This window comes from Oceanobacillus damuensis (assembly GCF_001618145.1).
Taxonomy (GTDB): Bacteria; Bacillota; Bacilli; order Bacillales; family Amphibacillaceae; genus Oceanobacillus; species Oceanobacillus damuensis.
Genome location: NZ_LQNF01000010.1, coordinates 40418 through 66621, shown reverse-complemented (window position 1 = coordinate 66621; position 26204 = coordinate 40418). Strand labels below are relative to the sequence as shown.

The following is a 26204-nucleotide window of genomic DNA, read 5'->3' as shown; positions in this document are numbered from 1 at the left end:
CTATGCTGCAACGAACACTACGAATTGATTACACATTATTATCCATCCTAGTTTGTTTGATTTTTATAAGCTTAATCGCCGTCAGCAGTGGCTCAGGTCAATACAATCCGGATCACCCCCATTATTTTGTGTACCGGCAATTAATCTGGTATATCATTGGGTTTTCCCTGATGATAGGGGCAGCGATTTTTGACTATGAATTACTTGAAAAATGGGCACTTCCACTTTATTCGGCAGGTGTTTTCTTTTTACTGCTCGTACACTTTTTTGGGACAACGAAAAACGGATCACAAAGATGGATCAGTTTCGGGTTCATTGAACTTCAACCCTCTGAATTCATGAAAATTTTTCTGATTCTCACTTTAGCATCCATATTGGGCAAAATTGGAAAAGAAAGAATAACGTTTAAAAAGAGTATCCCAGTCACCATAAAAACGATTTTCTTAACGATGATCCCCTTTGGTCTGATTTTAATTCAACCTGACTTAGGTTCTGCTCTGATGATAGTCGCTATTTTTATAACTTTGATTTTCACCTCCAGCATCTCTTCAAAAATGATATCCTTATTATTTTTTGGAATGACAAGTATCATTGGTATTTTAGTGTATATGTATCAAATGTATTTCGAGATTTTCACAAAAATCTTTAAACCCCATCAGTTGGGAAGAATTTACGGCTGGCTCAGTCCCGATGAATATGGCTCTGGCTTTGGCTATCAACTGAAGCAATCGATGCTCGGAATCGGATCCGGCCAATTTACCGGTGCCGGTTTTAATCAGGGAGTACAAGTTCAGAGCGGGAAAATACCGGAAGCACATACCGATTTTATTTTTGCTGTAGTCGGAGAAGAGTTTGGTTTTGTTGGATCGAGCATCCTTTTGTTTCTATATTTTCTGTTAATCTATCGAATTATTACAATTGCGCTGAAAGCGAACAATCTATTTGGTGTGTATATTTGTGTAGGGGTTATTGGATTATTTGTCTCACAAATATTTCAAAATATAGGTATGACAATTGGATTAATGCCGATTACCGGTCTTGCCCTTCCATTTGTGAGTTATGGCGGGAGTGCCCTTATTACTAATATGATTGCTTTAGGGTTAGTCATGAGTGTTCAGTTAGGGTCAAAGGAATACATGTTCAGCAATGAAACACTGTAAAATATCTACAATTATTTAAAGGAGATATCCCCTATGCTAATAAATAAAATAAAACGGATAGATTACTTGTTGGTCTTTGTAATCCTCTTCCTCTCCTGCTTCGGTATCATGATGGTATTCAGTGCCAGTTACCCAATAGCTGAAATCCTTTACGAAGATTCAAATTATTTCTTCACAAAACAGCTTCAGTGGTTTTTAATAGGCCTCTTTCTATTGACGTTGGCAGCTGTTGTTCCATATAATTTTTTTGGCAAAATTAGTCCGCTATTGGTCATCCTATCTATTTTTCTATTGATCCTAGTGTTAATGCCGGGGATTGGTGTGGAAAGAAATAACTCCCAAAGATGGATTCAAATTGGCTCTTTTGTCTACCAGCCAACAGAAGTTGTAAAGCTTTTTATGATTATTTATTTTGCCTACTTTTATTCCAAAAAACAGCAGTTAATTGTTGATTTCAAAAAAGGTGTTTTGCCTCCGCTTATTCTATTGATAATCGTCTTTCTGTTAATATTGAAACAACCGGACTTAGGATCTGCAGCACTCCTATTGGTTACATGCGGAATTGTCGTATTTTCCTCTGGCGTCAGAAGAATTCATTTATTTATAATGGGCAGTATAGGAGTAATTGGTATTAGTTATTTTGCGTTCACAACAGAATACCGCCTGCAGCGTTTAACTTCCTACCTCAATGCTTTTGATGATCCTGCAGGGCATGGATACCAATTAGTTAATTCCTATATCGCGATCGGTTCTGGTGGCATATGGGGTAACGGTATTGGAAACAGTGTGCAAAAGCTTGGATATCTTCCGGAAGCCCACACAGATTTCATAATGTCTATTATAATAGAAGAGCTTGGACTGTTAGGTTTGGCAGTTGTCGTTGGATCTTATCTGTTTATTATGTTCCGTGGCGTCCGGATTGCAAAACAGTGTAAAGACATGTTTCCAAAACTGCTTGCAATTGGGATTACATTTCAAATCATGACCCAAGCTGTTTTAAATTTAGGAGCAGTATCCGGGCTTCTTCCAATTACCGGAATCACACTTCCCTTTATCAGCTATGGAGGATCCTCGCTGGTTATTACGATGATATGCGCTGGTATATTAGTCAATTTATCTGCAAACAGAACTGAATCATTAATTGTTAAAAACTGAAAAGGAGTATAGTCCCATGTCTCTCAAAATGACAGAAAATGAGATTCTGCTTGCGATCATCCAATCCCTCAAAGAAGGCAAAAAGGTTAAGTTCCAATCCATTATGGATCAATTGCAGCCTTACGATATCGCATATCAGTACAATCAAATACCATCCAAGCACAAGAATAAGTTCATTATCTATTTAACGCTCGAACAATTGACGGAGTTTATCCAGGAACTTGAGAAGGAAGAACAACTGAATGTTTTACATAAATTAGGTATCGAGAAGTCAACAAAGGTTCTTGATTTGATGGAAAATGATGACGTAGCTTCGTTGTTAAGTGAATTGGAACCGGAAAAAATCGAAGAGCTGCTGTCCGAAATGAAACAGGAAGAAATGAATATCGTTCAAAATCTGATGAATTACCCACTGGAAACGGCGGGCAGAATTATGAACAACCGATTTGTGTGGATTCCGCAAAACTACACGATACGGGAAGCTGTCGACAAACTGAAACATTTCGCTGAATTCTCCGAGTATCTGAACTATTTCTATGTCATTGACAATCAGAAAAAGCTGGTAGGCGTAGTATCATACAAAGATTTGCTGTTAGGAGAAATGCAGGACAAAATTGAAGATATTATGTTCAGCCGTGTCGTTACGGTAAATGTAAACACCGACCAGGAAGAAGTAGCGAAATTGATCAGACGTTATGATTTCGTTTCCATCCCTGTTATTGAAGATGACCACAAATTAGTTGGCGTGGTAACGGTTGATGACATCATGGATGTTGTCTTCCAGGAAGCAAATGAAGATATTGAAAAATTATCCGCTTCCGGTAAAGCGATTGATTTTAATACAAAACCTTTTGTTGCTGCCTACCGTCGTCTCCCCTGGCTTATTTTGCTATTATTCATTGGAGTTGTTTCAGGAAGCATCATCAGTGGTTTTGAAGAAACATTGGCACAGGTTGTTGCATTGGCCTTCTTCATGCCGATGATTGCAGGAATGACCGGTAACACGGGCACACAATCTTTGGCTGTTGTCGTACGCGGACTGACTACATACGATCTGAATTTCAGGCAAAGCATTAAATTGATTTTCCGTGAGCTATGGGTGGGAATAATAATAGGAATTGTTTGTGCACTGCTGATATCCATTATCGCTTATGTTTGGCAAGGCAACTTTACGTTAGGGATTGTTGTTGGAGGATCATTACTTCTGACATTGATAATCGGGACACTGACCGGAACGGTTATTCCATTGGTTCTGTATAAACTTAACATTGACCCTGCTGTAGCTTCCGGTCCACTTATAACTACCATAAATGACATCCTTTCCCTTCTGATTTATTTTGGAATTGCAACGATGTTCCTTGCCCAGCTTACGTAGTATTGAAGATGCGTTCCACCGGTACTGGACGGATTCCAATTAAATCATGAAGAGCTGAATGACTAGCTTTCTTCCCTTTTTTCCTTCTTGAAGATAAATAAGGCAGAATTGTTAACATTAAACGAAAAACCTTTTGTCTGCTTTTGTCGAAACTATTTATTTAACGATAGATTTTTGAGATAATGCTAATCGTGGTAATTACATGTAAGGTGAAGGTGAAAAATAATGTTAATAGAGCAACAAATTTCAGACAGAGAATCAATAGTTTTGTCGATTGTAAAAAAAAGAAATGAAATGCTGACACTGGCAGAAAAAAATGGACTTTCCTCCAATAAGACAATCGCTTGCAGTCAGGAGCTGGATGCATTGCTAAACCGTCTGGACAAATTAGAGCTTAGCAATTCAAAGTATGCAAACCAATACAAAAACTCAGAATCAGCTTAATAGGTACATGACCTAGTTCAAACTTGTTTTGTGCTGGGTCGTTTTCCTGTTCAGCTTCAAAAGCAGTCGATAACAACCTTGCTGATCTGTTTATAACTCAATTTTTGCACCAATAAAATAAGTACAACCATCGCTTTTCCGACAAGTCAAATGTAAGGCTGGTTTTCGTATGGCAGCATTATGATAAGACAGCAATAAGGGAACTAATAAATGCGATAATAGCAGCAAATGAAAAAAGAGGCTCCCCAAAATTTTAAAACGTTAATTTTGGAAGAGCCTCTTTTCTGTATCTATTAACTACCCATTTTTCGCCGAGTATTACTCGGTCTTTTGGTTTGTTGACTTTGCATGCGCTTTGTAGAACTGTTTACATTGCTTGTATTTTTATTGCTGGCTTGTGCTTGTCTTTTTCTTTCGAGTTGCTGCTGGACGATTTCTCTCGTGCTAAGTTTCTTATCGCTTGACATATATTGTCTCCTCTAATTCGTATTGGATCTATTATAATATGATATAAGCAAGTAAAGCTATCTTTTTCAATAACCCTATATGCCTTAGTTGCACTTATACAGGTTGGCAAGTTCTTACTTTCCTGCCTGCCAAAAAATCGCCAACGTCCCTTCTCCGGCATGGACAGCCAATGAGGAACTAATATCACCGATGACGATATCAATATTGGGAATTTCCTCTATAATCATTTGTTTAAGTTCTGCAGCTCTTTCTGCCGCATTGCCATGCATAATTCCCACTTGTGATACATTGTTTGCACTGCAGGATTCCTTCAATAGTGCTATAAGTCTATTTGTAGCTTTCTTCTCGGTACGGACTTTCTCGTAAATGCCAAGCTCTCCATCGGGATTAATCGATAGAATTGGTTTGATTTTAAGAAGATTACCTAATAGGAATTGTGCACCTGACATTCTTCCACCCTTATACAATTGCTCCAAACTTCCAAGCAGAATCAAATTTTTTGAACGCGTCGCTTCTTCCCTGAGCTCCTTGGCTATTTCCTTAAAATCCATATTCTGTTCTGCCAGTTTTACCCCTTTTTGGATAAGCATTGTAATGGCATATGAAAGAGAAAGGGAATCGATCATTTCCACCTCGAAGCCTGCTTCATCAATCGCTGCTGAAGAACTGGAAATTGTACCGCTTAATTTGGACGAAACGTGAATCACTATCGCATGATCATAGTCATTTTTCAACTGTTCATAAAACTCTTTAAATCTCCCGACAGAAGGCTGAGACGTTTTCGGTACTTCCTTGTTTCTTCTGATGATTCCATACAATTCATCTGTTGAAAGTTCTGCACCATCTTCATATTCTTTGCCTTCCGAGATGACAACCATTGGTACAACGTATACATCTGGATGTGATCGCAATTCCTCTGTTAAGTATACGGTGCTATCTGTGACAAATGCAATTTTTTTCTTTGTCATGCTAACATCCACTCCCCTCGAAACATCTTATTAACAATGATTATACAGGAAAATGAAAATTATACTAGCTTTTAATAACAGGTGCTAATAGGTTGAAAGATAAAATGACTGAATAATATACAATCATTACCGGTAAGGCAGAAAAATAACCTATTTCCTCCAATTGATATTGGCTTGCATCCTTGGTATAATGAATTGGTCTTATAAATATTGAGGGGGAAATTTTTTGTCAATCGAAGTAGGTAGTAAGGTTAAAGGTAAGGTTACCGGTATCACTAATTTTGGAGCATTTGTAGAACTGCCCGGAGGTACAACTGGCCTCGTGCACATCAGTGAAGTTGCTGACAGCTATGTTAAAGATGTTAATGATCACCTTACAGTAGGCGATGAAATTGAAGTAAAGGTAATCAGTGAAAAGGATGGAAAAACTTCCTTATCCATTAAAAAAGCGATAGACCGACCTGAAGGCTATTCCAAGCGTCCTGAACGCCAGGGAAGGGACAGCAGGAATACCAGAGACTCTCGTCCTAAAGGTAATTTCAAGCCAAAGGAAAGTTTTGAAGATAAAATGGCTAAATTTTTAAAAACCAGTGAAGAAAATTTATTCACCTTAAAACGCAGTACCGAATCTAAGCGCGGCGGCAGAGGCGGAAGACGTGGATAATTGGCTGAGATCATATAGATATAGGCAAGCTGAATATAATTCGGCTTGCCTTTTTTTGCCCCATAAGTGCAACTAAGGCTGTCGCCGAAAGGCTTGGTGACAACCAAGTTTTCTAACATTTCTATTTATCTCTGAGACGGTCTTAACCAATTAACCAAATAATCTGTTGCATAAATATCATTCGGATAATCTACAAAACCCGTGTCCCCTTCTTCACTCAAAAATTGCATAAACTCATTTAGTGCTCCCATGTACTGTTCATACAGAAATTCAAAACTGACCGTCTCCTTAGGCATCACATTTTCAAAACAAACTTTCGGATCGGTATAATTCATATAAGTACGACATGGAAGCGGACGAATTTCATAAGCCATACACTGATTTGTCTCCGGATTTAACATTGGACATGGAATCTGGCGATCAATATACGTTCGTTTAAAATTGTTTTCAGTCTCAAAATCAAGCGCCGTCAGCCTGTCCAGCTGCTCCCCATATTTTTGATAATATGTCAATAGATGGGATTGAATCTTTCCCCTTCTCTCTTCAGGAAAATGTCCAATCGCCTTCTTCATAAGCTTAGCTTCCATTTCATTTACGATAATGGGGAAATAACAGCAAAAAGCACATCCCATTCTGCAGGTAGGTTTCATTTCGAGTGCCGCTTCCATGCTCGTTATCTCATTACTCACTACCTGAAGCAACTCTTCGAAACTGGCCAGCAGCTTTGATTCAATAGCCGTTTCCTCATTTGCCCATTTTTCCACTACTCCATAAAATTTTTCCTCATCTATTTCGTATACATCACTTAATCGTTCACATTTATTTTGAATTTCTTCATAAGTAAGAAATCTTAGTTTTTCCATTTCAACGAGCTCCCCGCCTCATTCACTTTAATAAATCTATTGTTCACTATTTTCTCCGGAAAGTAAAGGGCTGTTCCTCCCAGAACTGGACTGAAGTGTTTACGTAAGATTCACTATCCTTTTTGGTATAGACAATAATTTTTATGAAATACTATAAGCAATAGTTACATATGCTGCGGGAAGGGAGAATAAAATGAAGAAAGTAACTTCCGTCTTTTGGATAACACTGACACTCACATTAGCCATATCCATTTGGGGTATTGTTGGTCCGGATAATTTCGAAGGCATATCAAGTGCAGTGATGACATATATTTCTGTCCATTTCGGCTGGTATTACTTATTGATTGTAACGCTTTTTACTGTGTTTTGTTTATACTTAATATTCAGCCCGTATGGGAAAATCAGGCTCGGTCGTCAGGATGATAAACCTGAATTCAGTTATACTTCCTGGTTTGCAATGCTTTTCAGTGCCGGTGTGGGAATCGGACTTGTCTTTTATGGTGTGGCTTCCCCTGTCTCACACTATTTGAAGACACCCCCCTTGGCTGAGCCTGGTACAACGGAAGCTCTAGAGGATGCCTTACGTGTTACGTTTTTTCACTATGGAATTCATGCATGGGCAATCTATGCAATCATCGCATTAATACTGGCTTATTTTACGTTTCGTCATGGAAAAAGAAGTCTTATCAGTGTGACACTGGAGCCACTTTTTGGCCCCAGAATGAAAGGGCCCTGGGGAAGAACGGTCGATATTCTTGCTGTATTTGCAACGATTGTCGGAGTAGCAACAACACTTGGTTTTGGTGCTTCCCAAATTAATGGAGGGTTTACCTATCTGCTGGCGATTGAAAGTTCTTTTCTCATACAGCTTCTGATTATTATAATTGTAACGATTTTATTTATGATATCAGCATACTCTGGACTCAGTAAGGGGATTAAATATTTGAGCAATGTCAATATGACGCTGGCTGCTCTATTATTCCTTGCCACTTTGATACTAGGACCAACTCAATACATTCTCAACTCGTTGACAGATTCGATTGGTTCCTATGTACAAACCCTTCCAACAGAAAGTTTACGCTTATCGCCGAATGATCAAGGGGAAAGACAGTGGGTGATCGACTGGACAGTTTTCTTTTGGGCCTGGTGGATAGCCTGGTCTCCATTCGTTGGAATCTTTATCGCCAGAATCTCAAGAGGCAGAACGATACGGGAATTTCTATCTGGAGTGCTTCTCGTACCATCTATCGTCAGTTTCCTTTGGTTCGCTGCATTTGGCATCTCAGGGATAAATGCACAAAACAATGGACTGAATATTGCGGCGCTTCCGGATGAGCAAGCATTATTCGGATTGTTTGACACCTTTCCATTTGGAGTTGTTTTATCAATTATCGCCATACTCCTGATTACAACCTTCTTTATCACATCGGCAGATTCGGCAACTTTTGTGCTCGGTATGCAGACAACGAATGGTTCTTTATCACCGGCGACATCTGTCAAATTTGTGTGGGGTTTCTTTCAATCGGCAATTGCTGCCGTACTCCTTTACACCGGTGGACTCCAAGCATTGCAGAACGCGCTGATTGTTGCTGCATTACCTTTCTCATTTATAATGGTTTTAATGGTTTTTTCTTTCTATAAAGCCTTAAAGCAAGATAGACTAAAGTCATGAAAATCCATTTAACTGAAAAACAATATGCAAGCAGAAAGAACACCCAAAATCATAAGCTTTTGGGTGTTCTTTAAGAATTACTTAGATGCTCTTACCGTTGCCATTTCTGCTCGCTGTTTAAGAAATCTCGTTTGCGTATACTTTTACGAGCATACCAATACTACTTACTGCTAAGGATAATATACCTGGTGTTCAGCATTCGAACTTGTTCGGATCTTTTTTCTAATTAAACTTCTCTACGGCCTCCTTTATTTAAGGATAAGAAAGCATATGTTTTGGCAGTATGAATTCATAAACGTAAACAGCCACGCCAGCTCCACACTATAAATTCTCCACAGCCTGCTTCACTGTAGCATAGGTTTCTACGTTGGAAAAATCTATTCTGCTATTTACAATGGTTTGCACAATATCCGGACGCAAACCAGTAAATACGACATGTATTCCCATCAGGCTTAGCGCCCTCCCTGTTTGGTGAAGAAAATCTGCAATATGTATATTTATTGTCAATGTACCCGAAAAATCAGCGATCACATGGTCAACTTCCATATCAGAGATTTTAGGGATTACATTCTTCATGATATGTTCCGCATTTTCCTGCCCAATATAACCGACCAATGGAAGGATTACGATATCGTCCTGAATAGGAACAAGAGGTGCAGATAATTTGAGGATTTCTTTTTGGGTTTCAGCTTTTACCTGATCTGAAAGGCGTTTATAGGTAAGAATGGTTTCATTTAGACTGATATCCAACATTTTATTGATACGCTTAATAATATAGGCAGTTTCTTTCACAGAAAGCTCTAATTTCTCACTAATACGGGTTATTAGGTCAATTATAATTTCCCTTGAAGGTGGATATCGGACAATGATTTCCATAAGATCACCACCTGATCTAATTTGCATTTCAGAATTTTTTTTGCTCCATTCAATCATGGACACTGGAATCACTTCTTCTTTTTCGCCAATGAGCGATTCCCCTAAAAATTTGAAGAGATTATGATACATATTAAAAGCCTGCTCTTCTTCCTGCTCCGAAATATCGAGTTTCATACCTTCAACAACATCCCTAACTATTTCATTGGCAATAGACTCGGCATTTTTATTTATGTAGCCTGAAAAACTCTTTAATGATGACATTCGTATTCACTCCGTTTTTAATCTAATTAAATTACAGCATGCTGTCAGCTGTTTGTTTCTTGCAAAATTTCAAACCATTGACATACCTATTATAAGCTTTTCGATAAAAATGTGCTAATTCCTGTTTAAATTTAAAATGTTCACAAACAATTCACGGGAATCAATACACTCAGCTTCCTATTGCACAAACCCGAACTTTTCCTCCAGAATTTCCGCAAATACCCTGATGCATAAGGCCGTTAAGATAAGGAAGGTTTCGCATATACTATCCTGTAGCTTAGCACAGCCATTCGGAGGTGAAAAGATGTCGTTTGAACATTATCATTCAGTATGCCGGAGAAACAGGGGCAGAGCTGTTGAAATAAGAACACTTGATGGTAGAATTCACAGGGGGATTATCAGCGATGTAGATGATAGAAACGTATATTTGCAACCACTCAGACGCAACCCAAATTTATGGGGATTTGGTTATGGGTATGGTTACGGTTTTGGGAGACCAGGGTTTGGAGCAGGCATTGCTATAGGAGCGATAGCCACATTGGTACTACTTCCATTTTTCTGGTAGGCATCAAAGCAGGAATGAAACAGACGGAAAACCATTGTCTGTTTCATTCCCTGCTTCATCATTCTGAATGGGGAAATCAGTAAAGGCGAAAATTCAATCAACTATTGGCTAACTTCCCGTCACATGCGGATAAATTGTTCAGAAGGAAGTGTGAATAGTTCTGCAGCACTCGACTTATTTTCCTTTGTATATTTCATAATCAAGTAATAGCCAACACTATAACCGAGCATTTTGGGATAGAGCGAAAATCCATACAGTAATTTATCATGTAACGGATGTTTTCTCATCTTATTCCGATGCGGAAAAATCCTTTCTTCCCATAATACCTTCAGCTCGTTATCCGTATAATATTTCGTCCAGCCTGCCACATATTCTTCACCAATCTGTTCCTGTACAGCATACTCCGCCATTCCTTCCAAAATAATCGTATCAAGTAAACAATAGTCTTCCATATTTTTTTTGTAACGGTTCAGCCTGCATGCATGATTATATTCATGTGTCAGCAATGCTTCTATTTCCTTTCGTTCATTTTCAGCTGAAATAAACAGCAAAAGTTTATCTTTAAATGCCAATCCTGACTTTCCATTAAAATCTCTTGTTAATTTTCGGTTTGTTGTGTCGGATGGAAAAATAAAAACGGGAATTTCTGGTCCATTCCATCTCTCCTTTAATCCTGATAATTGCTCTTGCACAACAGCCCAAACTTCACTCTTCTTCATGAGGTTTATTTGTTCTTTACCACGGTTTATTGGGCGGTACATGCCATGCATTCTTAAGTGATCATAAATTTCATAAGCTGAAACCTCATTAAAATAAACCTCCAGCTTCTTACATAGTTCAATTGGATTATCATAGGATTTAAGCAGCCACTCATCGGTTTGAATAACTCCCATTCGAGCACCTCCGTCAGTCTGTTTCTCTGCTTAAATTATGCGCCGTAACGAAGTTTGTTCCATGACTGTTTAGGCGATAACCATCTTCAACATTGCTCTTTCCTGCATATTTTGTATGGAGAACCGGTTAAAGGTGGTGATCTTCTAATGTTTCCGGAACGGCCGAGACGACCTTTTCATCATGATTATGGCCAGAGAGAGCATGGCAGGTTTAATGCGCTTCAACAGCAGGTTGGAAAAATTGATATTGATCAAGTGTTTGCAACTGTAAATCAGATTGAAAAAATTTATATGGAACTCCGACCTTATGTAAAAAAGATGATAAATAAATAAATAAGAAACTACCATGGGCTTAGGGGTTTCCTTCCCACTCATGGTAGTTTCTTTATTCGTTTTATTCAGGTAACCATTCCCTGGCAGGCTGGAAAGCATAAACTTACCAACCTGCATAAGTGCAACTAAGGCTGTCACCGAAAGGCTCTGGTGACAGCCAAGTTTTCTAAAAACAATGTTCCTATCTTTGATTACTTTTTGGATCAAAAGCATCCCGTAAACCATCTCCAATAAAATTAATAGACAGAACCGTAATCAATATTCCTAATCCTGGAGGAATCCATGCTTCCGGATGATTGCGCAAAATCCTTATGTTTTGAGCTTCTGAGATCATATTCCCCCATGTGGGCGTTGGCTTGGGAATACCAAAACCAATAAAGCTCAGACCAGACTCAATGATAATATAGGAAGCCATCATTAAGGTTGCGTTAACGACAATCGGTCCGATCGCATTTGGGATAAAATGCTTAAAGATAATTCGGAAATCTGTCGCTCCGATTGCCCGTGCACTCAGTACAAATTCCTGCTCACGCAACGATAAATACGTTCCCCGGATAATACGTGTCAGATTCGGCCAGGAAGTTAAAGCAATAATGGTAACAAATAATCCGATGGTAACTTTATCGATCAGAGCCATAATCGTCAGAACGAGTACGAGGAACGGCAGCATCAGCATAACATCTGTTGCCCGCATTATTACATTATCGATCTTGCCCCCGTAATAACCGGCCAACGATCCGAGCACGACTCCGATAATCAGGGTGAAAAACATCGCACTGAAACCGACAATCAAGGAAATCCTTCCACCGTACAACAATCTGGAGAAGTTATCCTGGCCCGTTCCGTTTGTACCCAATAGATGCTCATCACTTGGTCCCTTTTCAATCAACAGAAGGTCCGTTTCTTCCGGATCAATATCCGTAAAAACCGGAGCCATGATACAAACCAAGATAATGCAGAATAATATAAATAAACTTACTACTGCCATTTTATTTTGCAAAAATCTGTACACGCCAAGCTGAAAAGGACTGTAGCTTTTGTTCAGATTTTTCCCGTGCTTCCTTTCCGGCTGCTCTGGTACTGTTTCCTTCGGGTTTGCTTGCATATGTTTTCACCTCAATCGTATCTGATTCTTGGGTCGATAATACTGTAAAAGATATCAGCCAGTAAATTACCTACAAGAATCAGAATTCCAAGTATCATTGCAATTGCCATTACTACTGGATAATCACGGTTCGTGACAGAGCTTAGGAATAGCGTGCCAAGCCCGGGGTATTGAAAGACCTGTTCCGTAATGACCGCTCCACTCAGCAATACACCGATCTCAAAACCCATTAATGTAATGATCGGAATCAATGCATTACGAAGTGTATGCTTGTAAAGAATGGTGCTTTCCGACAATCCTTTCGCTCTTGCAGTACGGATATAATCACTGCCTAGCACGTCCAGGACTTCGGAACGCATATAGCGCATATATGTCGCTGTTCCTGCAAGACCTAACGTTATTCCTGGTAAAATCATATGATGAATGCGGTCCAATATAGCCGCGAGTCCTGTCACTCCTGGTGTTGTCAGCGTTCCCTGTGCAGGAAACCAGCCCAGCTTAATGGAAAGAACGTAAATGGCAATGAGCCCGAAAAAAAAATTAGGAATCGCAAGCCCTAGAAAGCCAAAACCGGTGGCACCATAGTCAAGCAATGAATACGGACGTCTGGCAGAATAGATACCGATCGGAATTGCTACTATAATAGTAATCGCCAATGAAAATAGTCCCAGGTAAATCGTGTTTGCAAGTCTGGATTCAATCAATTCTGATACAGAACGTCCGTTAAACACGAGTGAATTTCCCAAATCACCCTGTGCCACAGAACTGATCCAGCGAAAATACTGAACAGGTATCGGATCGTTTAATCCGTACGCTTCTCGTTGCATCTCATACACTTCCGGATCTATATTCGGATCTGAGAGCGAAACGCCAGTTAACGCATCCCCTGGTGCCAATTGAGCCAGACCAAATACAATGATCGTCAATGCGAAGAGCATAGGAATGAAAATAAGGATACGGCGAATGATATATTTATACATGATTCTCCCACCTTGACTTGATTTTCAACGCTTATTAATTAAAACCAAAGAGCATGCGCCAGCAACGCACGCTCTTCCGGAAAGAATTTTTTTACTCAGATACCCACCATAAATGTGGATCGTTAATAAAACTGTATGGCATTGGAGCAACGCCATTTAATCTTTCGTTAAAGCCGTATATTGTGTTTTGTGCATAAAGAAGCAGGGCTGGAAGGTCCTCAGAGAAAACGGATTGCCATTCACTGTATTTTTCTTCCCGGTAGCTTTGTTCAAAAGCTTCCGGCGCCTGCATAGCTTCTTCGATTAACTGATCGGAATCTGGATTGTTCCAGCGGGAGAAGTTGTATGCTGCCCCTGATTTCCATAATCCGGATGGATCCGGGTCACCGCTGGCCAAACTCCAGCCAATCAAGTAAAGATCCCAATCTGTATTATCATTTGTCAAATCTTCCACATATGCTGACATTTCTTTCGGTTGTCTTAGATCAATTTTAATGCCGACTGCTTCCAGGAACTGTGCAAGAATCGGCGCAGATGCTTCACGAAGCTGATTCCCTGTTGGATAGTTCAAGTTAACGACCCACTCTTCTCCTGCTGGTGTTTCCCTGTACCCATCATCATTTGTATCAACATAGCCCGCTTCATCGAGCAGCTCATTCGCTTTATCAGGATCATAGGAATAAGCTGTTACAGCATTCTCATCATATGCCCAGAACTGTTGTGCAATTGGTGCATTGATTACCGAACCATGCCCGTACAATAAATTGTCCACAAGTGCCTGACGGTCAATTGCATACGCCATCGCCTGACGGATCAGCTGTTCACTCATGTCTTCGTTAGGCACCCAATTATCTTGGTTGATCGTTCCACTATCGACATCAGCATCTGTTCGATGGTTTACTTTAAAGCCCATCAGCTGATAGCCAAAGTCGGTCTGCTCAATAATTTCAATGTGATCGAGTGCCGCTACTGTGTCGAAATCAGCTGCCGGAACACCATTAGGATCGGAGATAAAGTCTATTTCACCATTTTCCAGCAGACCAAGCATTACCGACTGATCAACGATACGCCATACAATCTGATCCAGATATGGTTCACCTTTCCAATAGTCTGCGTGCTTTGTAAGAACATATTGTTCTCTTTCCAGCATGTCTGAAAACTTAAATGGGCCTGTACCTATGACTTCACCCGCATCAAGCGTTCCTGGATGTGAAGGTATATCTTCGATTGCAACTTCTCCAAAAACATGTTCCGGAATAATCGGGAAAGAAACATCCTTTAAGATCGTTACGTTTGATTCTGTGAACTTAAAGGTAACTGTATGATCATCCTCAGCTACAACACCTTCAAATTCATCTGTTTCTCCACTGTTGAAAGCTTCATAACCTGCCAGTTTGTTTGCATATTCTGTGCGCACCCCTCCAGCTTCGATATAGCCTGGAGATGCAATTGCTTTGTAAGTATATACGACATCATCAGCAGTAAATGGTTCACCATCATGCCATGTGACGCCTTCCTCGAGTGTTAATGTAATCTCTGTATTATCGTCATTGATCGTCCATTCCTTAGCAAGGTTCGCTTCAAACTCAAGACTCTCATTTTGGCTCACTAGACCTTCATGGGTAAAGTCCAAAATGTTTGCTTCATATGCCTCCTGATAAAATATTGGGTTGAATACACCAGCAGGGGCGGTGTCCATAGCACCTGTCAGTGTACCTCCCATTTGCGGGCCCTCATCTGGAGCTTCCGATTCCTCTTCAGATTCTTCCTCCGGATCCTCCTGCTCCACTGGGTCCTCTGTTTCTTCTTCCGGTTCTGCAGTCTCATTATTACAGGCAACCATCACCATACTAAGCAGAAAAAGTAAGACAAGAAGCGCTATTCCATGCTTGCGATTAATCAATTTCATTCCCCCTCATGATAATTTTGCAAGGTGCGACAATATAGGACTTATCATCTGTTTTTTTTGAGTTCAATCACCTCCTAAATCGGTATTTCGCGGATCAAGTCATGTATATAAATGACAGGCTACAACGTGCCCATTATCTTTTTCCTTTAGTTCCGGTCTTTCGATTGAACAACGATCATGGGCCAACGGGCATCTCGTCCGAAACGTACATCCTGATGGCGGGTCTGCTGGACTTGGCAAATCACCGGTTAATTTAATTTTCGTCCGTCTCGGTGTTGCATCTGAATTGTTATCTATGACAGGTATGGAAGTAAGTAATGCTTGTGTGTAAGGGTGGTAGGCGTTATCGTAAAGGGATTTTTTGTCAGCTATTTCAACAATGCGCCCTAGATACATCACAGCGACTCGATTGCTGATATGCTTTACGACACTTAAATCATGGGCGATAAATAAATAGGTTAATCCTAGGTCATCCTGCAGATCCTTCATTAAATTAAGAACCTGTGCCTGGATGGAAACATCCAATGCTGAGACCGGTTCATCACAAATGACGAACTTTGGTCGGGTGATAAGCGCTCTGGCTATACTGATTCGCTGCCTTTGGCCACCTGAAAATTCATGGGGATATTTTAACCGATCGTCTGCCCGCAATCCGACTTTCTCAATGATTTCAACGGCGGCTTCCCTTCTCTCGGATTTTGACAGTTTTGTTTGGACAAGGAGCGGTTCTTCCACAAGTTCGGCAACACTCATTTTTGAATTTAAGGAAGCAAACGAATCCTGAAACACGATTTGCATATCCCGGCGATGCGGACGAATCTCTTTTCGATTCAAATAGGATATATCTGTTCCATTAAAATAAATACTTCCAGCTGTAGGATCCAATAAACGAAGTATGACACGGCCGAGAGTGGATTTTCCGGAGCCGGATTCACCCACGATTCCCAAGGTTTCTCCTTTCAGAATGTGAAAAGAGATATCATCCACAGCTTTCAGATGACCGATCGTCCGCTTCAGAATGCCACCTTTTATAGGGAAATACTTTTTGACGTTCCGTACATCAACAAGTACGTCTTGGGGAACCTCAAACGTATTCATTGTCATTTTTTATTCCCCCTTCATACAGGTAGCACCTGACAAAATGATCTTTTTCTATCTCCATCAAATCCGGATTGGATTGTGTGCATTTTTCCATTACATTCGGACATCTGGATGAAAATCGACATCCTGTTGGGAAATCAGATGCCGATGGGACTGTCCCTTTTATCGTTCCAAGCCGCTCCACATCATCATCGATATTCGGCAGGCTCTCCAGAAGACCTTTTGTATAAGGATGCTTTGTGTTCTGTAACAGCTCTTTTGCTGAAGCCTGTTCCACAATCTGACCACCATACATGACCAGTACATGATCTGCATATTCCGAGACGATTCCAATGTCGTGCGTAATAAGCAATACAGCCATTTGGAATCTTTCTTTCATTTCCACCATCAAATCGAGGATTTGTGCCTGTATTGTAACGTCAAGCGCCGTCGTCGGTTCGTCAGCGATAAGCAGCTTCGGGTCACAGGATATTGCCATTGCAATCATGATACGCTGCCTCATACCTCCTGATAACTGGTGAGGATATTCTTTCATAACTTCTTCTGCCCTTGGAATACCTACCATTTTTAACAGCTGGATCGCTCTGTTGCTTGCATCACCTTTACTCATCTTTTTATGTTTCCTGAGAATTTCAATGATTTGATTTCCGATGGTGAACACCGGATTTAAGGAAGTCATTGGCTCCTGAAAAATCATCGCGATATCATTACCGCGAATTTTCATCATTTGCTTCGGCGAAAACCGGTGGATCTCTTCCTTGTCCAATAAAATTTCACCGTCCACTATACGGCCGGGCTTATTGATGAGCCTCATAATTGAGAGTGCCGTAATGCTTTTGCCACTGCCTGACTCCCCAACAATTGCTACAGTCTCCCCCGGTAAAATAGAAAAAGAAATATTATCGACAGCTTTTGCCACTTTATTATCGCGTAAATAAAAATATGTTTTTAATTGATTAACTTCCAATACTGGGCCATTTTTCATACAAACACTCCATTCAGCACCGATAATAGAATAAATTTGACAGGCTACCAATCTCTTTTACTATTATATTTGCAATTTTAAAATATATTATTAAATTTAATAATATTCTGATCATATTTTACTAAATTGAAAAAGAAGATTTTAATTTCAGTATGTAGATTCATGAATAAGGATCTTTTCAACATCTGTTGTCGGGATATTTGAAACCTGACAATCCCCGATTTAATAGGTTTGTGTGTTATCACTATTGCAGCAATCGCAATCACACAAAAGGAGGGATACAAATTTATCAAGGGCGAATAGAATAGTAGAGAGCCGCGAGTTTAAGAGAAGCAGTATGGTAAGCATGTGTAAAATGGTAAGGTATGAGGCCTTTAGATGCCACCCTATTGAAAAACGATATTCTGAACATGGGGAAAGGGGCAGGACAAAAGTGGTTTAGTTATAGAAAAATCCGAACTATGATTCGGAATTCTTTAGTTAGAATTCGAATTAGTTCGGATTTTCCTTTGTATTTATATAATAAGAAAGCAATATATTTGAACAGCAAAATTAATTCATCACCAGCCGCTTCAAGCTCCTGCCCCTCGAGGGCTTCAGGTTATTTAATCTGCCAGCGTAAGCAGCAGCTCTCTAACCGTTTTGCAGGCAATAGCTGTCGATGCTCCTGAGGCATCATAGGGCGGAGACAATTCCACAACATCAGCAGCTACAATCTGATTCAGTTCCTGAAGCCTATTGATGGCGACCAATAATTCACGGTATGTGATCCCGCCTGGTTCCGGTGTTCCGGTGCCGGGAAAAATACCTGGATCAAGGACGTCCAGATCAATCGTGATATAGACAGGAACGTCCTGCAGTTCACGTATTTTATCTTTCAGGGTATCCAGTGAAAAGGCTTCGAGATACGTGTGCTCCTTCGCCCATTCGAACTCTTCCTTGAGTCCGGAGCGAATTCCAAACTGGAAAATTCGTCCGTCACCAAGAAACTCATGACAACGGCGGATAACCGATGCATGTGAAAGTTTTTCCCCCAGATAATCATGACGCAGATCAGTATGGGCATCAATATGAATAAGGTGCAAATCCGGATATTTTTCATATGCAGCCTGAATTGTTGGCAAGCTTACCAGATGCTCTCCGCCTACCATCAGGAATTTCTTACCGTCCTGCAATACTTCCTCGGTATATTCTAAGATCTGATTCATCGTTTTGGCAGTATTTCCTAGGGGTAACTCCAGATCGCCACCATCGAAAATCGCTTGCTCTTCCAGATCTTTATTCAAATATGGCGAGTAGGTCTCCAGCCCATAGGAGTCCTGTCTGATTGCCTGCATTGCAAAGCGGGTCCCTGGGCGAAAGCTTGTCGTCCCATCAAACGGCACGCCAAACAGAACAATCTTTGCTTCATCATAGGAGCTTTCACAGCCAATGAAGGTGCTTATGTTACGTTTATTTCTCACGATGAAGTGCCTCCTTCACGTAATTCGGCAAACCAAAGGCACCTCTGTGAAGATCTGTATTATAATACTTCGTCTTGATCCCAAAATTGTTCCAGGCCTCTGCATCCATGTCCTTCAGGGGATCAATGGATTTAGATGCAAATCCAAACAACCAGTGACCTGAAGGGTATGTTGGCATATGGTATTGATAAACATGTGTCAGCGGAAAAATATCTTTAATTTTCCGGTGAGCTTTTTTCATGTTCTCGGCATATTCAGCAAAATACGGGGATTCATGCTGATTGATCAAAATACCATCTTCATTTAATACACGATAACATTCCTTGTAAAACTCAGTTGTAAATAGACCTTCGCCAACTGAAACAGGATCGGTTGAATCTACTAGAATGAGATCAAAGGAATGATCTGGTGCATTTCTTACATATTCCAACCCATCTTCAAAACGCAATTCCATTCTGCTGTCTTCTTCCACACCATTTGCAGTAACAGGCAAATATTGCTGGCATAAACGGAAAACACGCTCGTCGATTTCTGCCATTACTACTTCTTCCACATTGGAATAACGCAGCACTTCACGGGCTGTACCGCCATCTCCCCCACCAATGATCAATACCTTTTTAATCCGTGGGTTTGTTGCAAATGCAGGATGCACAATCATGTCGTGGTAAATAAATTCATCTTTTTCGTTTACCATCATCAAACCGTCCAAAGTAAAAAAGGTACCAAATTCTTCTCCCTCGTAAAAATCAATTTGCTGATAAGGCGTCTTTTCACTATATAACTTTTTATCATATGCAATGGAAAATTTACAATTTGTACTCCATTGTTCGGTATACCATTTCATTACTTAACACCTTCTAGTTCCTGAGGTTTCACTTTTACCTCTTCAATCTCCTGTTCCGCGAATTGGCGGATTTTATCAACCATGCCGCGCGGTACTTCAAATGATTCTGTCTTTTTGGCCTGCAGTTTTTCAGACAAGTAGTCTGCTGCTTTCCATGGGTTTACCGAATCACCGCAAGTATAGACATCAACAGAAGCAAAACCATATTCCGGCCATGTGTGGATTGTCAGATGCGATTCTGCAATGATAACCGCTCCCGAAACTCCATATGGATTGAAATGATGGAAAACAGATTCCACAATTGTGGCACCAGAGTAATCTGCCGCCCCCCGCATAAACTTTTCAATCAATGCATTATTCTCAATGATGTCACTCGGGCAGCCGTAAAACTCAATCAACACATGTCTCCCTAATGCTGTTATTTCCAATCCCATTTATGCATTCTCCTTTATAACTGTAATATGGTTCGCTTCTTTCGTTTCTGTAAGGACATTTCCAAAGGTGTCCTCGTAATAATGATATTGCCGGACCACATCTTCTGAAATTCGTTCTCCTGGAATGACAAGCGGTATACCTGGTGGATAAATCATCAATGTATCTGCGCTGATTCGGCCGACAGCATCCTCGATTGCAATCGATTCCTGCTCCCTATAAAAGGCATCTCTGGGGCATAATACAAGTTCATTAACCTGATCGGCGATTACCTGTGTTGACATGAGTACGTCATTTTTTCCAAAGCTTTTTTCTATTTCCCTTAAGGCAAAGACAAGTCTGTCAATTGATTCTTTCGTGTCGGAACCGCTGATAACTCCCATAATGACATACCCTTCAGCAAGCTCCATTTGAACACCGTATTTTTCCTTCAAAAGACGATAGACCTCAAATCCGGTTAATCCAATTCCATTCACCCGGATGACTAACTTCGTCCAGTCATAGCTTTGATGAAACTGGTCTTTTACATAATCAGCTTTCAATACTTCATAGCGAGAGCCTGATTCAATTGCTTTTATCGCTTCTTCCACGACTGTCTTTAATTCACGATAACGCTGTTTTCCATGCAATACCAACTCTCTTCTGGCGACATCCAGTGAACTCATCAGCAGGTAATTTGCACTCGTGGTCTGCAGCATATTCAAAACCTTTTGTATCATTTTTGCTGGTATTCTGTCTTGATTGATTAGAAGCAAGGAGCTCTGCGTTAACGAGCCACCAGTCTTGTGCATGCTTACCGTTACTGCATCTGCACCAGCCGACATCGGATCTGTCATTTCATCTGGCATAAAGCCAAGATGTGCTCCATGTGCTCCATCAACAATGACCGTTACATTTTTTTCATGGGCAATACGGCAAATTTCCGTCAGATCATTCATTGTCCCAAAGTATGTCGGATAGGTGACAAGCAATGCCTTCGTTTCAGGATGCTCCTCTAGTGTTCTTTTAACGTTCGCAACAGAAACATTATGAGAAATACCAAAATGGTAGTCTATTTCTGGTTGAATAAATACCGGTCTAGCACCGCTAAGGACAATCCCCTCCATGACGGACTTATGGGCGTTCCTTGGTACAAGCAACGTATCTTCCGGTTTGCAGACAGCCATCATCATCGCAAGGATGCCAATCGTTGTTCCGTTAACGAGAAAGTATGCATGGTCCGCTCCAAAAGCTTTCGCTGCAAGCTCTTGTGCTTCCTTGATTACGGTTTGCGGATGGCTTAAGAGATCAAGCTCTTTCATGGAATTCACATCCATTCGCATCGCCATATCACCAAGAACTTCTTTCAATGGATCTAGTTGTGCGCCCATTTTATGCCCCGGAACATCAAACGGTGTAACATCCTGCTTTGCATAGTGGACCAAAGCTTCGAACAATGGCATTTTTCCCTGGTCTTCCAATGGATTGCTTTTGACAGGAACATTTTTTACACCGTGAATCATTGGCCGACTCCAGCAAATTCATAGGTTGCCAAAAACGCTTTAATATTCTCTGCCTTATCTGTTCTTTCCCATGGCACATCAATGTCACTTCTGCCAAAATGGCCATAGGCTGCTACTTGTTTAAATTGCGGTTTGCGCAAGTCTAGCATATCGATGATGCCTGCTGGTGATAAATCAAAAATCTGCCTTATTGCTGTCAGCAACTGCTCATGAGATACATTTTCGGTTCCAAATGTCTCAATAGCAATGCTGATAGGCTCACTTATACCAATGGCATACGACAACTGGATTTCACATTTTTTTGCCAGTCCCGCTGCAACGATATTTTTCGCCACATATCTGGCAGCATATGCTGCGGAACGGTCAACTTTTGTACAATCCTTACCTGAAAATGCACCGCCGCCATGACGGGCAGCTCCGCCATACGTATCCACTATGATTTTACGTCCAGTCAGGCCGGCATCACCGTGGGGACCACCAACAACAAATCGTCCTGTTGGGTTAATCAAAATCCGAAATGTTTTATTTAAATGAAACTCACCTGCAGTTTCTTTAATGATATGTTCAATTACATACGCTTCAAATGCCTCTTTATCATAATCCCCATCATGCTGGATTGACATTAAGATTGTGTCAATTTCGGGTTTCTCGGGATTTGTATAATCAATCGTTACTTGTGACTTCATATCAGGCCGTGCCCATTTAAATTCTCCGCTTTTCCTTAATTGCGAAGCCTTTTTTACAAGCGAATGTGCCATTTCAATTGGCAAAGCCATCAAATTGGCTGTTTCATCTGTTGCATATCCAAACATAATCCCTTGATCGCCGGCACCAATTGCCTTCGTATCGCTTGATGAATTAACTCCCATTGCTATATCAGAGGATTGCGTGTGTACAAGCACCTGTACATTGCACGTGCGCCCATCTATCCCAAGTCTGTCATCGGTATAACCGATTTCCACCAAGGTGTCCCTTGCGATTTTTTCAATATCTAAAATGGCTTCAGTAGTGATTTCTCCGCCTACTATCACCGTATTTGTAGTTGTAAACACTTCACAGGCTACCCTTGAGAACGGATCCTGTTCCAGTGCTGCATCCAGTACAGCATCAGAAATCTGATCTGCAATTTTATCTGGATGCCCTTCAGATACCGATTCGGAAGTGAATAAAATCTTCTCCGCCAATATAAATACCTCCTAAAAATTTCCTGTTTCAGGCACAAAAAAAGCTCTCCCACAACCTAAGGAAAGCTTCGATTAATATCAGCTGCTTATCCTCTTATTGTTCACAGAACAGAAAAGCTCTGCGCTCAGGTTGGGCCCCATATCCAAATCATTGATTTGGACTGGTTTGCCACCGCTTCTTCGACCCCTCGTCTCAACGGCTATTAATAAGATAGACTTTATTCATGCTGAGAATAATACTAATCGATTACCATACACATGTCAATTCATTTTTTTATTAAAGAGGTTGTTCGGGCGGTACCCACTAGAAAACTGCCATAATATAAGGGATATGCCATAGTAAACAATTTTAAGCCATAGTTCACGATTATCGCAGCACAAGACTTCAGCCACCCCAAAGTAAATCATCCCCCTCTCAGCCAAAAATTATAGACAAATCCATTACATCAGCCTTCCCAATTTCTGTGCGCTTTTCCCAATTTCTGTGCGCTTGTCATAATTTGGTCTTTGATCAATGTCACCGGTTTTGGCCATCCGATTCATATACATTTGATTCAATTTCAAGTACTTGATCACCAGCCGTTCGATCTGGAAAGATATGAATGGATGTGCAAATCATATATACAGGACCACCTATGGCACCAGCATCGAATGAGCGCGGCTGGAAAGACACTATTCAGGCTCCTTCAGGCCAAGTGACAAGAATCATCGCCAAATTAGCACCATTCCAAGGAGATTATGTATGGCACTGTCACATTCTTAGCATGAGGACTATGATATGATGCGGCCGTTTACCGTAACGAATGAAGATGAGGAAGGCAACTAAGACATACGCCCAGAGGCTTGGCGTATGCCAAGTTTTCTAAGGAGTCATTTTTCTTTTACTTTTAAAATAAACTAGTTTTCCTCCTAGATAGGTGGTGCTTTTTCTAAGGCAATAAGTACAGAAGTACACAGAAATAATGTGCCGTCGTGCCGGCCAAAACAAAAATATGCCAGACCAGGTGATGATATTTGAACCCCCGCCACACATAAAACACAGCACCAACTGTATAAAAAAGCCCACCGATAACAAGCAGGATAACGCCGTTGCTATGTAAATTTTCAACAATTTGATTCCAGCCGACCACAACGAGCCAACCCATTAATACATAAAGCAGTGTGGAGGTAAACATATATTTTTTTACAAAGAAGGCTTTAAAGATAACTCCCCCGATGGCAAGGCACCAAATAATCCCAAACATGACCCATCCAAGCGTTCCCTGGATAATATGAAAAGTGAACGGTGTATAGGTACCTGCTATAAATAAATAGATGGACGAATGGTCAAAAATCTCAAACAGATCTTTTGCCTTTCCCGGAAGCAACGCATGTACCATCGTAGAGGATACATATAAAATTAACATCGTTGTACCAAAAATCGTAAAGCTCACGACATGCCATACCGTGCCATGCATGGATGAAGCTATAATCAGCACGACTAGACCCAAAAGACTTAAAATCGCTCCAATACCGTGAGTAACTGCATTTGCAATCTCCTCACCCTTGGAAAAAATGTGTGTATCAGCCAAAAAAATCATCTACTTTCTGAACGTCTGTAGCACTTATTATAACAGGATTAGAGAATCCCTTGAAGTTGAACGATAAATTGAAGGTTCTTTTCTAAATACCTCATCACATCTTTTCTGATAACATGACACTTTACGTTAATAACTATCTAAATAGTCTATTTCTTAACAATATTTTACAAATAATTAACACAATATTAATAACGTTAAATTATACTTGCAAAGTAACTGCTTTTATAACTGATAACGAAGGGGAGAAAAAAGAATGAACAAAAGAGTTTTGTATTTTATTGCTATGACCATGCTTGTTGTTCTGCTGGCAGCATGTGGAGATTCGGAATCGGATGATGCATCTGCAACAGATAACGATGCCGACGAAAGTACAACTGGTGAAGAGGAAAATGCAGAAGAAGATGCAGGTACGGAAATTGAAAAGCTTTCTATTGGCTTTGTACCATCAAGAGATCCGGATGAAATTGTAACCGCAACAGAACCTTTGAAGGAATTACTGACAGATGAATTAGCAACATTAGGATATAACGTCAATGAAGTTGATATTACAGTCGGAACAAATTACGAAGCTGTTGGGGAAGCACTGTCAGCAGGCACGACAGATATCGGATTGATCCCTGGGGGCACCTATGTCTTGTATGACGATGGTGCAGAAGTAATTCTTACATCTACAAGAGCAGGCTTGAACAATGACTCAGATGACGCTAAAGATTGGAACGACAACAAGCCAACAGAACCGACAGATGAACAAACAACTTCGTACCGTGCGCTGCTCATCGCCGGTCCTTCCGAAAAAGGACAGGAATTGGCTGAAAAAGTGAATAATGGCGAAGAACTGACATTTGATGATGTAAACAGTGCATCATGGAGTGTCATGTCATCTTCCTCCCCTGCCGGATATATCTATCCAGCACTATGGCTGAAGGATCACTTTGATCAAACCATCACTGACCTTGATAATGTTGTACAGGCAGATTCCTATGGTAGCTCTTTTGCCAGATTGGCAGCTGGTCAGATTGATGTACTTGTTACATACGCAGATGCACGAAGGGATCATGTTGATACATGGACAGATGATTACGGTCGAAGTGAATCAATTTGGGATGAAACTAATGTGATTGGTGTAACACCTGCTATCTATAATGATACAATCAGTGTCAGCAAAAACTCAGCTATTATGGATGATGATTTAAAAGCTGCATTGCAGGAAGCATTTATTAATATTGCGGAGACAGATGAAGGAAAAGAAGTAATCGCAATCTATAACCACGAGGGATATATGGAAGCTGAAGATTCCGATTATGATAATGAGCGCGCTGCCCAGCAGCTTGTCCAGGATCTTGGTTCTGAATAACTGCTTAGGCTGATGACCAAAACATGAGAACATTCCTGGTGGATGTTCTCTTTTTTCTTAGAAGGCTT

25 protein-coding genes and 1 pseudogene are annotated in these 26204 nt (G+C 40.6%); 10 read left to right on the top strand and 16 right to left on the bottom strand.

The window, feature by feature from the left end; all coding sequences use genetic code 11:
• Positions 1-2: 2 nt before the first annotated feature.
• The 4 genes from rodA (at position 3) to A4245_RS09350 (ending at position 4134) form a co-directional block, all read left to right on the top strand.
• Entirely contained in the window at positions 3-1160 is a 1158-nt protein-coding gene (rodA, locus tag A4245_RS09365; protein ID WP_067727463.1) for a rod shape-determining protein RodA, read from the top strand.
• A gap of 33 nt (positions 1161-1193) precedes the next feature.
• The gene (gene ftsW / locus A4245_RS09360; protein ID WP_067727462.1) at positions 1194-2315 is read left to right on the top strand and encodes a putative lipid II flippase FtsW; all 1122 of its coding nucleotides are present in this window, start codon (positions 1194-1196) and stop codon (positions 2313-2315) included.
• 16 nt (positions 2316-2331) lie between these two features.
• The gene (mgtE, locus tag A4245_RS09355) at positions 2332-3690 is read left to right on the top strand and encodes a magnesium transporter (RefSeq protein ID WP_067727461.1); all 1359 of its coding nucleotides are present in this window, start codon (positions 2332-2334) and stop codon (positions 3688-3690) included.
• 225 nt (positions 3691-3915) lie between these two features.
• Positions 3916-4134, top strand: coding sequence for an aspartyl-phosphate phosphatase Spo0E family protein (locus A4245_RS09350; protein WP_067727460.1), 219 nt, complete (start codon positions 3916-3918; stop codon positions 4132-4134).
• A 293-nt stretch (positions 4135-4427) separates the two neighbouring features.
• On the opposite strand, the gene A4245_RS20365 is transcribed toward A4245_RS09350, so the two are convergent.
• Both A4245_RS20365 and A4245_RS09345 read right to left on the bottom strand, forming a co-directional pair.
• Entirely contained in the window at positions 4428-4601 is a 174-nt protein-coding gene (locus A4245_RS20365; protein ID WP_199860666.1) for a hypothetical protein, read from the bottom strand.
• 114 nt (positions 4602-4715) lie between these two features.
• A complete protein-coding gene (locus tag A4245_RS09345; protein WP_067727459.1) occupies positions 4716-5570 on the bottom strand; it encodes a DegV family protein in 855 nt (284 codons plus the stop codon).
• A gap of 226 nt (positions 5571-5796) precedes the next feature.
• Between A4245_RS09345 and A4245_RS09340 the strand changes: the two genes are divergently transcribed.
• Positions 5797-6234, top strand: coding sequence for a S1 domain-containing RNA-binding protein (locus A4245_RS09340; RefSeq protein ID WP_067727458.1), 438 nt, complete (start codon positions 5797-5799; stop codon positions 6232-6234).
• A gap of 125 nt (positions 6235-6359) precedes the next feature.
• Here the strand turns inward: A4245_RS09340 and A4245_RS09335 are convergent, their stop codons facing one another.
• Positions 6360-7097: a YkgJ family cysteine cluster protein gene (locus A4245_RS09335; protein ID WP_067727457.1), complete on the bottom strand. Its 738-nt coding sequence runs from the start codon at positions 7095-7097 to the stop codon at positions 6360-6362.
• Positions 7098-7290: 193 nt separating this feature from the next.
• On the opposite strand from A4245_RS09335, the gene A4245_RS09330 reads away from it, so the two are divergent.
• A complete protein-coding gene (locus A4245_RS09330; protein ID WP_067727456.1) occupies positions 7291-8769 on the top strand; it encodes a glycine betaine uptake BCCT transporter in 1479 nt (492 codons plus the stop codon).
• A 321-nt stretch (positions 8770-9090) separates the two neighbouring features.
• On the opposite strand, the gene A4245_RS09325 is transcribed toward A4245_RS09330, so the two are convergent.
• On the bottom strand, positions 9091-9906 hold the full coding sequence (locus A4245_RS09325) for an STAS domain-containing protein (protein WP_067727455.1): 816 nt from the start codon (positions 9904-9906) through the stop codon (positions 9091-9093).
• Positions 9907-10210: 304 nt separating this feature from the next.
• Here A4245_RS09325 and A4245_RS09320 point away from each other — a divergent pair, with 304 nt between their 5' ends.
• Positions 10211-10471: an LSm family protein gene (locus A4245_RS09320; protein ID WP_067727454.1), complete on the top strand. Its 261-nt coding sequence runs from the start codon at positions 10211-10213 to the stop codon at positions 10469-10471.
• 119 nt (positions 10472-10590) lie between these two features.
• Here A4245_RS09320 and A4245_RS09315 read toward each other — a convergent pair whose 3' ends face one another.
• Positions 10591-11364, bottom strand: coding sequence for a DUF2268 domain-containing putative Zn-dependent protease (locus A4245_RS09315; RefSeq protein ID WP_067727453.1), 774 nt, complete (start codon positions 11362-11364; stop codon positions 10591-10593).
• 147 nt (positions 11365-11511) lie between these two features.
• Here A4245_RS09315 and A4245_RS09310 point away from each other — a divergent pair, with 147 nt between their 5' ends.
• Positions 11512-11697, top strand: coding sequence for a hypothetical protein (locus A4245_RS09310; RefSeq protein WP_067727452.1), 186 nt, complete (start codon positions 11512-11514; stop codon positions 11695-11697).
• Positions 11698-11878: 181 nt separating this feature from the next.
• On the opposite strand, the gene opp4C is transcribed toward A4245_RS09310, so the two are convergent.
• The 10 genes from opp4C to metK form a co-directional block, all read right to left on the bottom strand.
• The gene (gene opp4C, locus A4245_RS09305) at positions 11879-12802 is read right to left on the bottom strand and encodes an oligopeptide ABC transporter permease (RefSeq protein ID WP_067727451.1); all 924 of its coding nucleotides are present in this window, start codon (positions 12800-12802) and stop codon (positions 11879-11881) included.
• A gap of 11 nt (positions 12803-12813) precedes the next feature.
• On the bottom strand, positions 12814-13782 hold the full coding sequence (locus tag A4245_RS09300; RefSeq protein ID WP_067727450.1) for an ABC transporter permease: 969 nt from the start codon (positions 13780-13782) through the stop codon (positions 12814-12816).
• A gap of 91 nt (positions 13783-13873) precedes the next feature.
• Positions 13874-15685 (bottom strand): peptide-binding protein, encoded by a 1812-nt coding sequence (locus A4245_RS09295; protein WP_407668381.1) that lies wholly within the window; start codon positions 15683-15685, stop codon positions 13874-13876.
• Between the two features lie 105 nt (positions 15686-15790).
• Positions 15791-16795, bottom strand: a complete 1005-nt coding sequence (locus A4245_RS09290; RefSeq protein WP_324609854.1) for an ABC transporter ATP-binding protein — start codon at positions 16793-16795, stop codon at positions 15791-15793.
• Positions 16776-17777 carry an ABC transporter ATP-binding protein gene (locus A4245_RS09285; RefSeq protein ID WP_067727448.1) on the bottom strand — a complete coding sequence of 334 codons (1002 nt, stop codon included), beginning with the start codon at positions 17775-17777 and terminating at the stop codon, positions 16776-16778. Before A4245_RS09285 ends, A4245_RS09290 begins: the two co-directional genes overlap by 20 nt.
• A gap of 605 nt (positions 17778-18382) precedes the next feature.
• Positions 18383-19240, bottom strand: a complete 858-nt coding sequence (gene speB, locus A4245_RS09280) for an agmatinase (protein ID WP_067727447.1) — start codon at positions 19238-19240, stop codon at positions 18383-18385.
• Complete coding sequence (gene speE / locus A4245_RS09275; RefSeq protein ID WP_067727446.1) at positions 19230-20084, bottom strand: polyamine aminopropyltransferase; 855 nt, start codon at positions 20082-20084, stop codon at positions 19230-19232. Before speE ends, speB begins: the two co-directional genes overlap by 11 nt.
• A complete protein-coding gene (gene speD / locus A4245_RS09270; protein WP_199860669.1) occupies positions 20084-20506 on the bottom strand; it encodes an adenosylmethionine decarboxylase in 423 nt (140 codons plus the stop codon). The genes speE and speD overlap by 1 nt, the downstream gene beginning before the upstream one ends.
• A 12-nt stretch (positions 20507-20518) precedes the next feature.
• A complete protein-coding gene (locus A4245_RS09265) occupies positions 20519-22018 on the bottom strand; it encodes an aminotransferase class I/II-fold pyridoxal phosphate-dependent enzyme (RefSeq protein WP_067727445.1) in 1500 nt (499 codons plus the stop codon).
• Positions 22015-23205 (bottom strand): methionine adenosyltransferase, encoded by a 1191-nt coding sequence (gene metK / locus A4245_RS09260; RefSeq protein WP_157087692.1) that lies wholly within the window; start codon positions 23203-23205, stop codon positions 22015-22017. The genes A4245_RS09265 and metK overlap by 4 nt, the downstream gene beginning before the upstream one ends.
• A 495-nt stretch (positions 23206-23700) precedes the next feature.
• On the opposite strand from metK, the pseudogene A4245_RS19680 reads away from it, so the two are divergent.
• Positions 23701-24028, top strand: a pseudogene (locus A4245_RS19680) (multicopper oxidase domain-containing protein); the annotation flags it as partial.
• 103 nt (positions 24029-24131) lie between these two features.
• Here the strand turns inward: A4245_RS19680 and trhA are convergent.
• Positions 24132-24773 (bottom strand): PAQR family membrane homeostasis protein TrhA, encoded by a 642-nt coding sequence (gene trhA / locus A4245_RS09255; RefSeq protein WP_067727555.1) that lies wholly within the window; start codon positions 24771-24773, stop codon positions 24132-24134.
• Between the two features lie 262 nt (positions 24774-25035).
• On the opposite strand from trhA, the gene A4245_RS09250 reads away from it, so the two are divergent.
• A complete protein-coding gene (locus A4245_RS09250) occupies positions 25036-26136 on the top strand; it encodes a phosphate/phosphite/phosphonate ABC transporter substrate-binding protein (protein ID WP_234402387.1) in 1101 nt (366 codons plus the stop codon).
• Positions 26137-26204 lie beyond the last annotated feature (68 nt).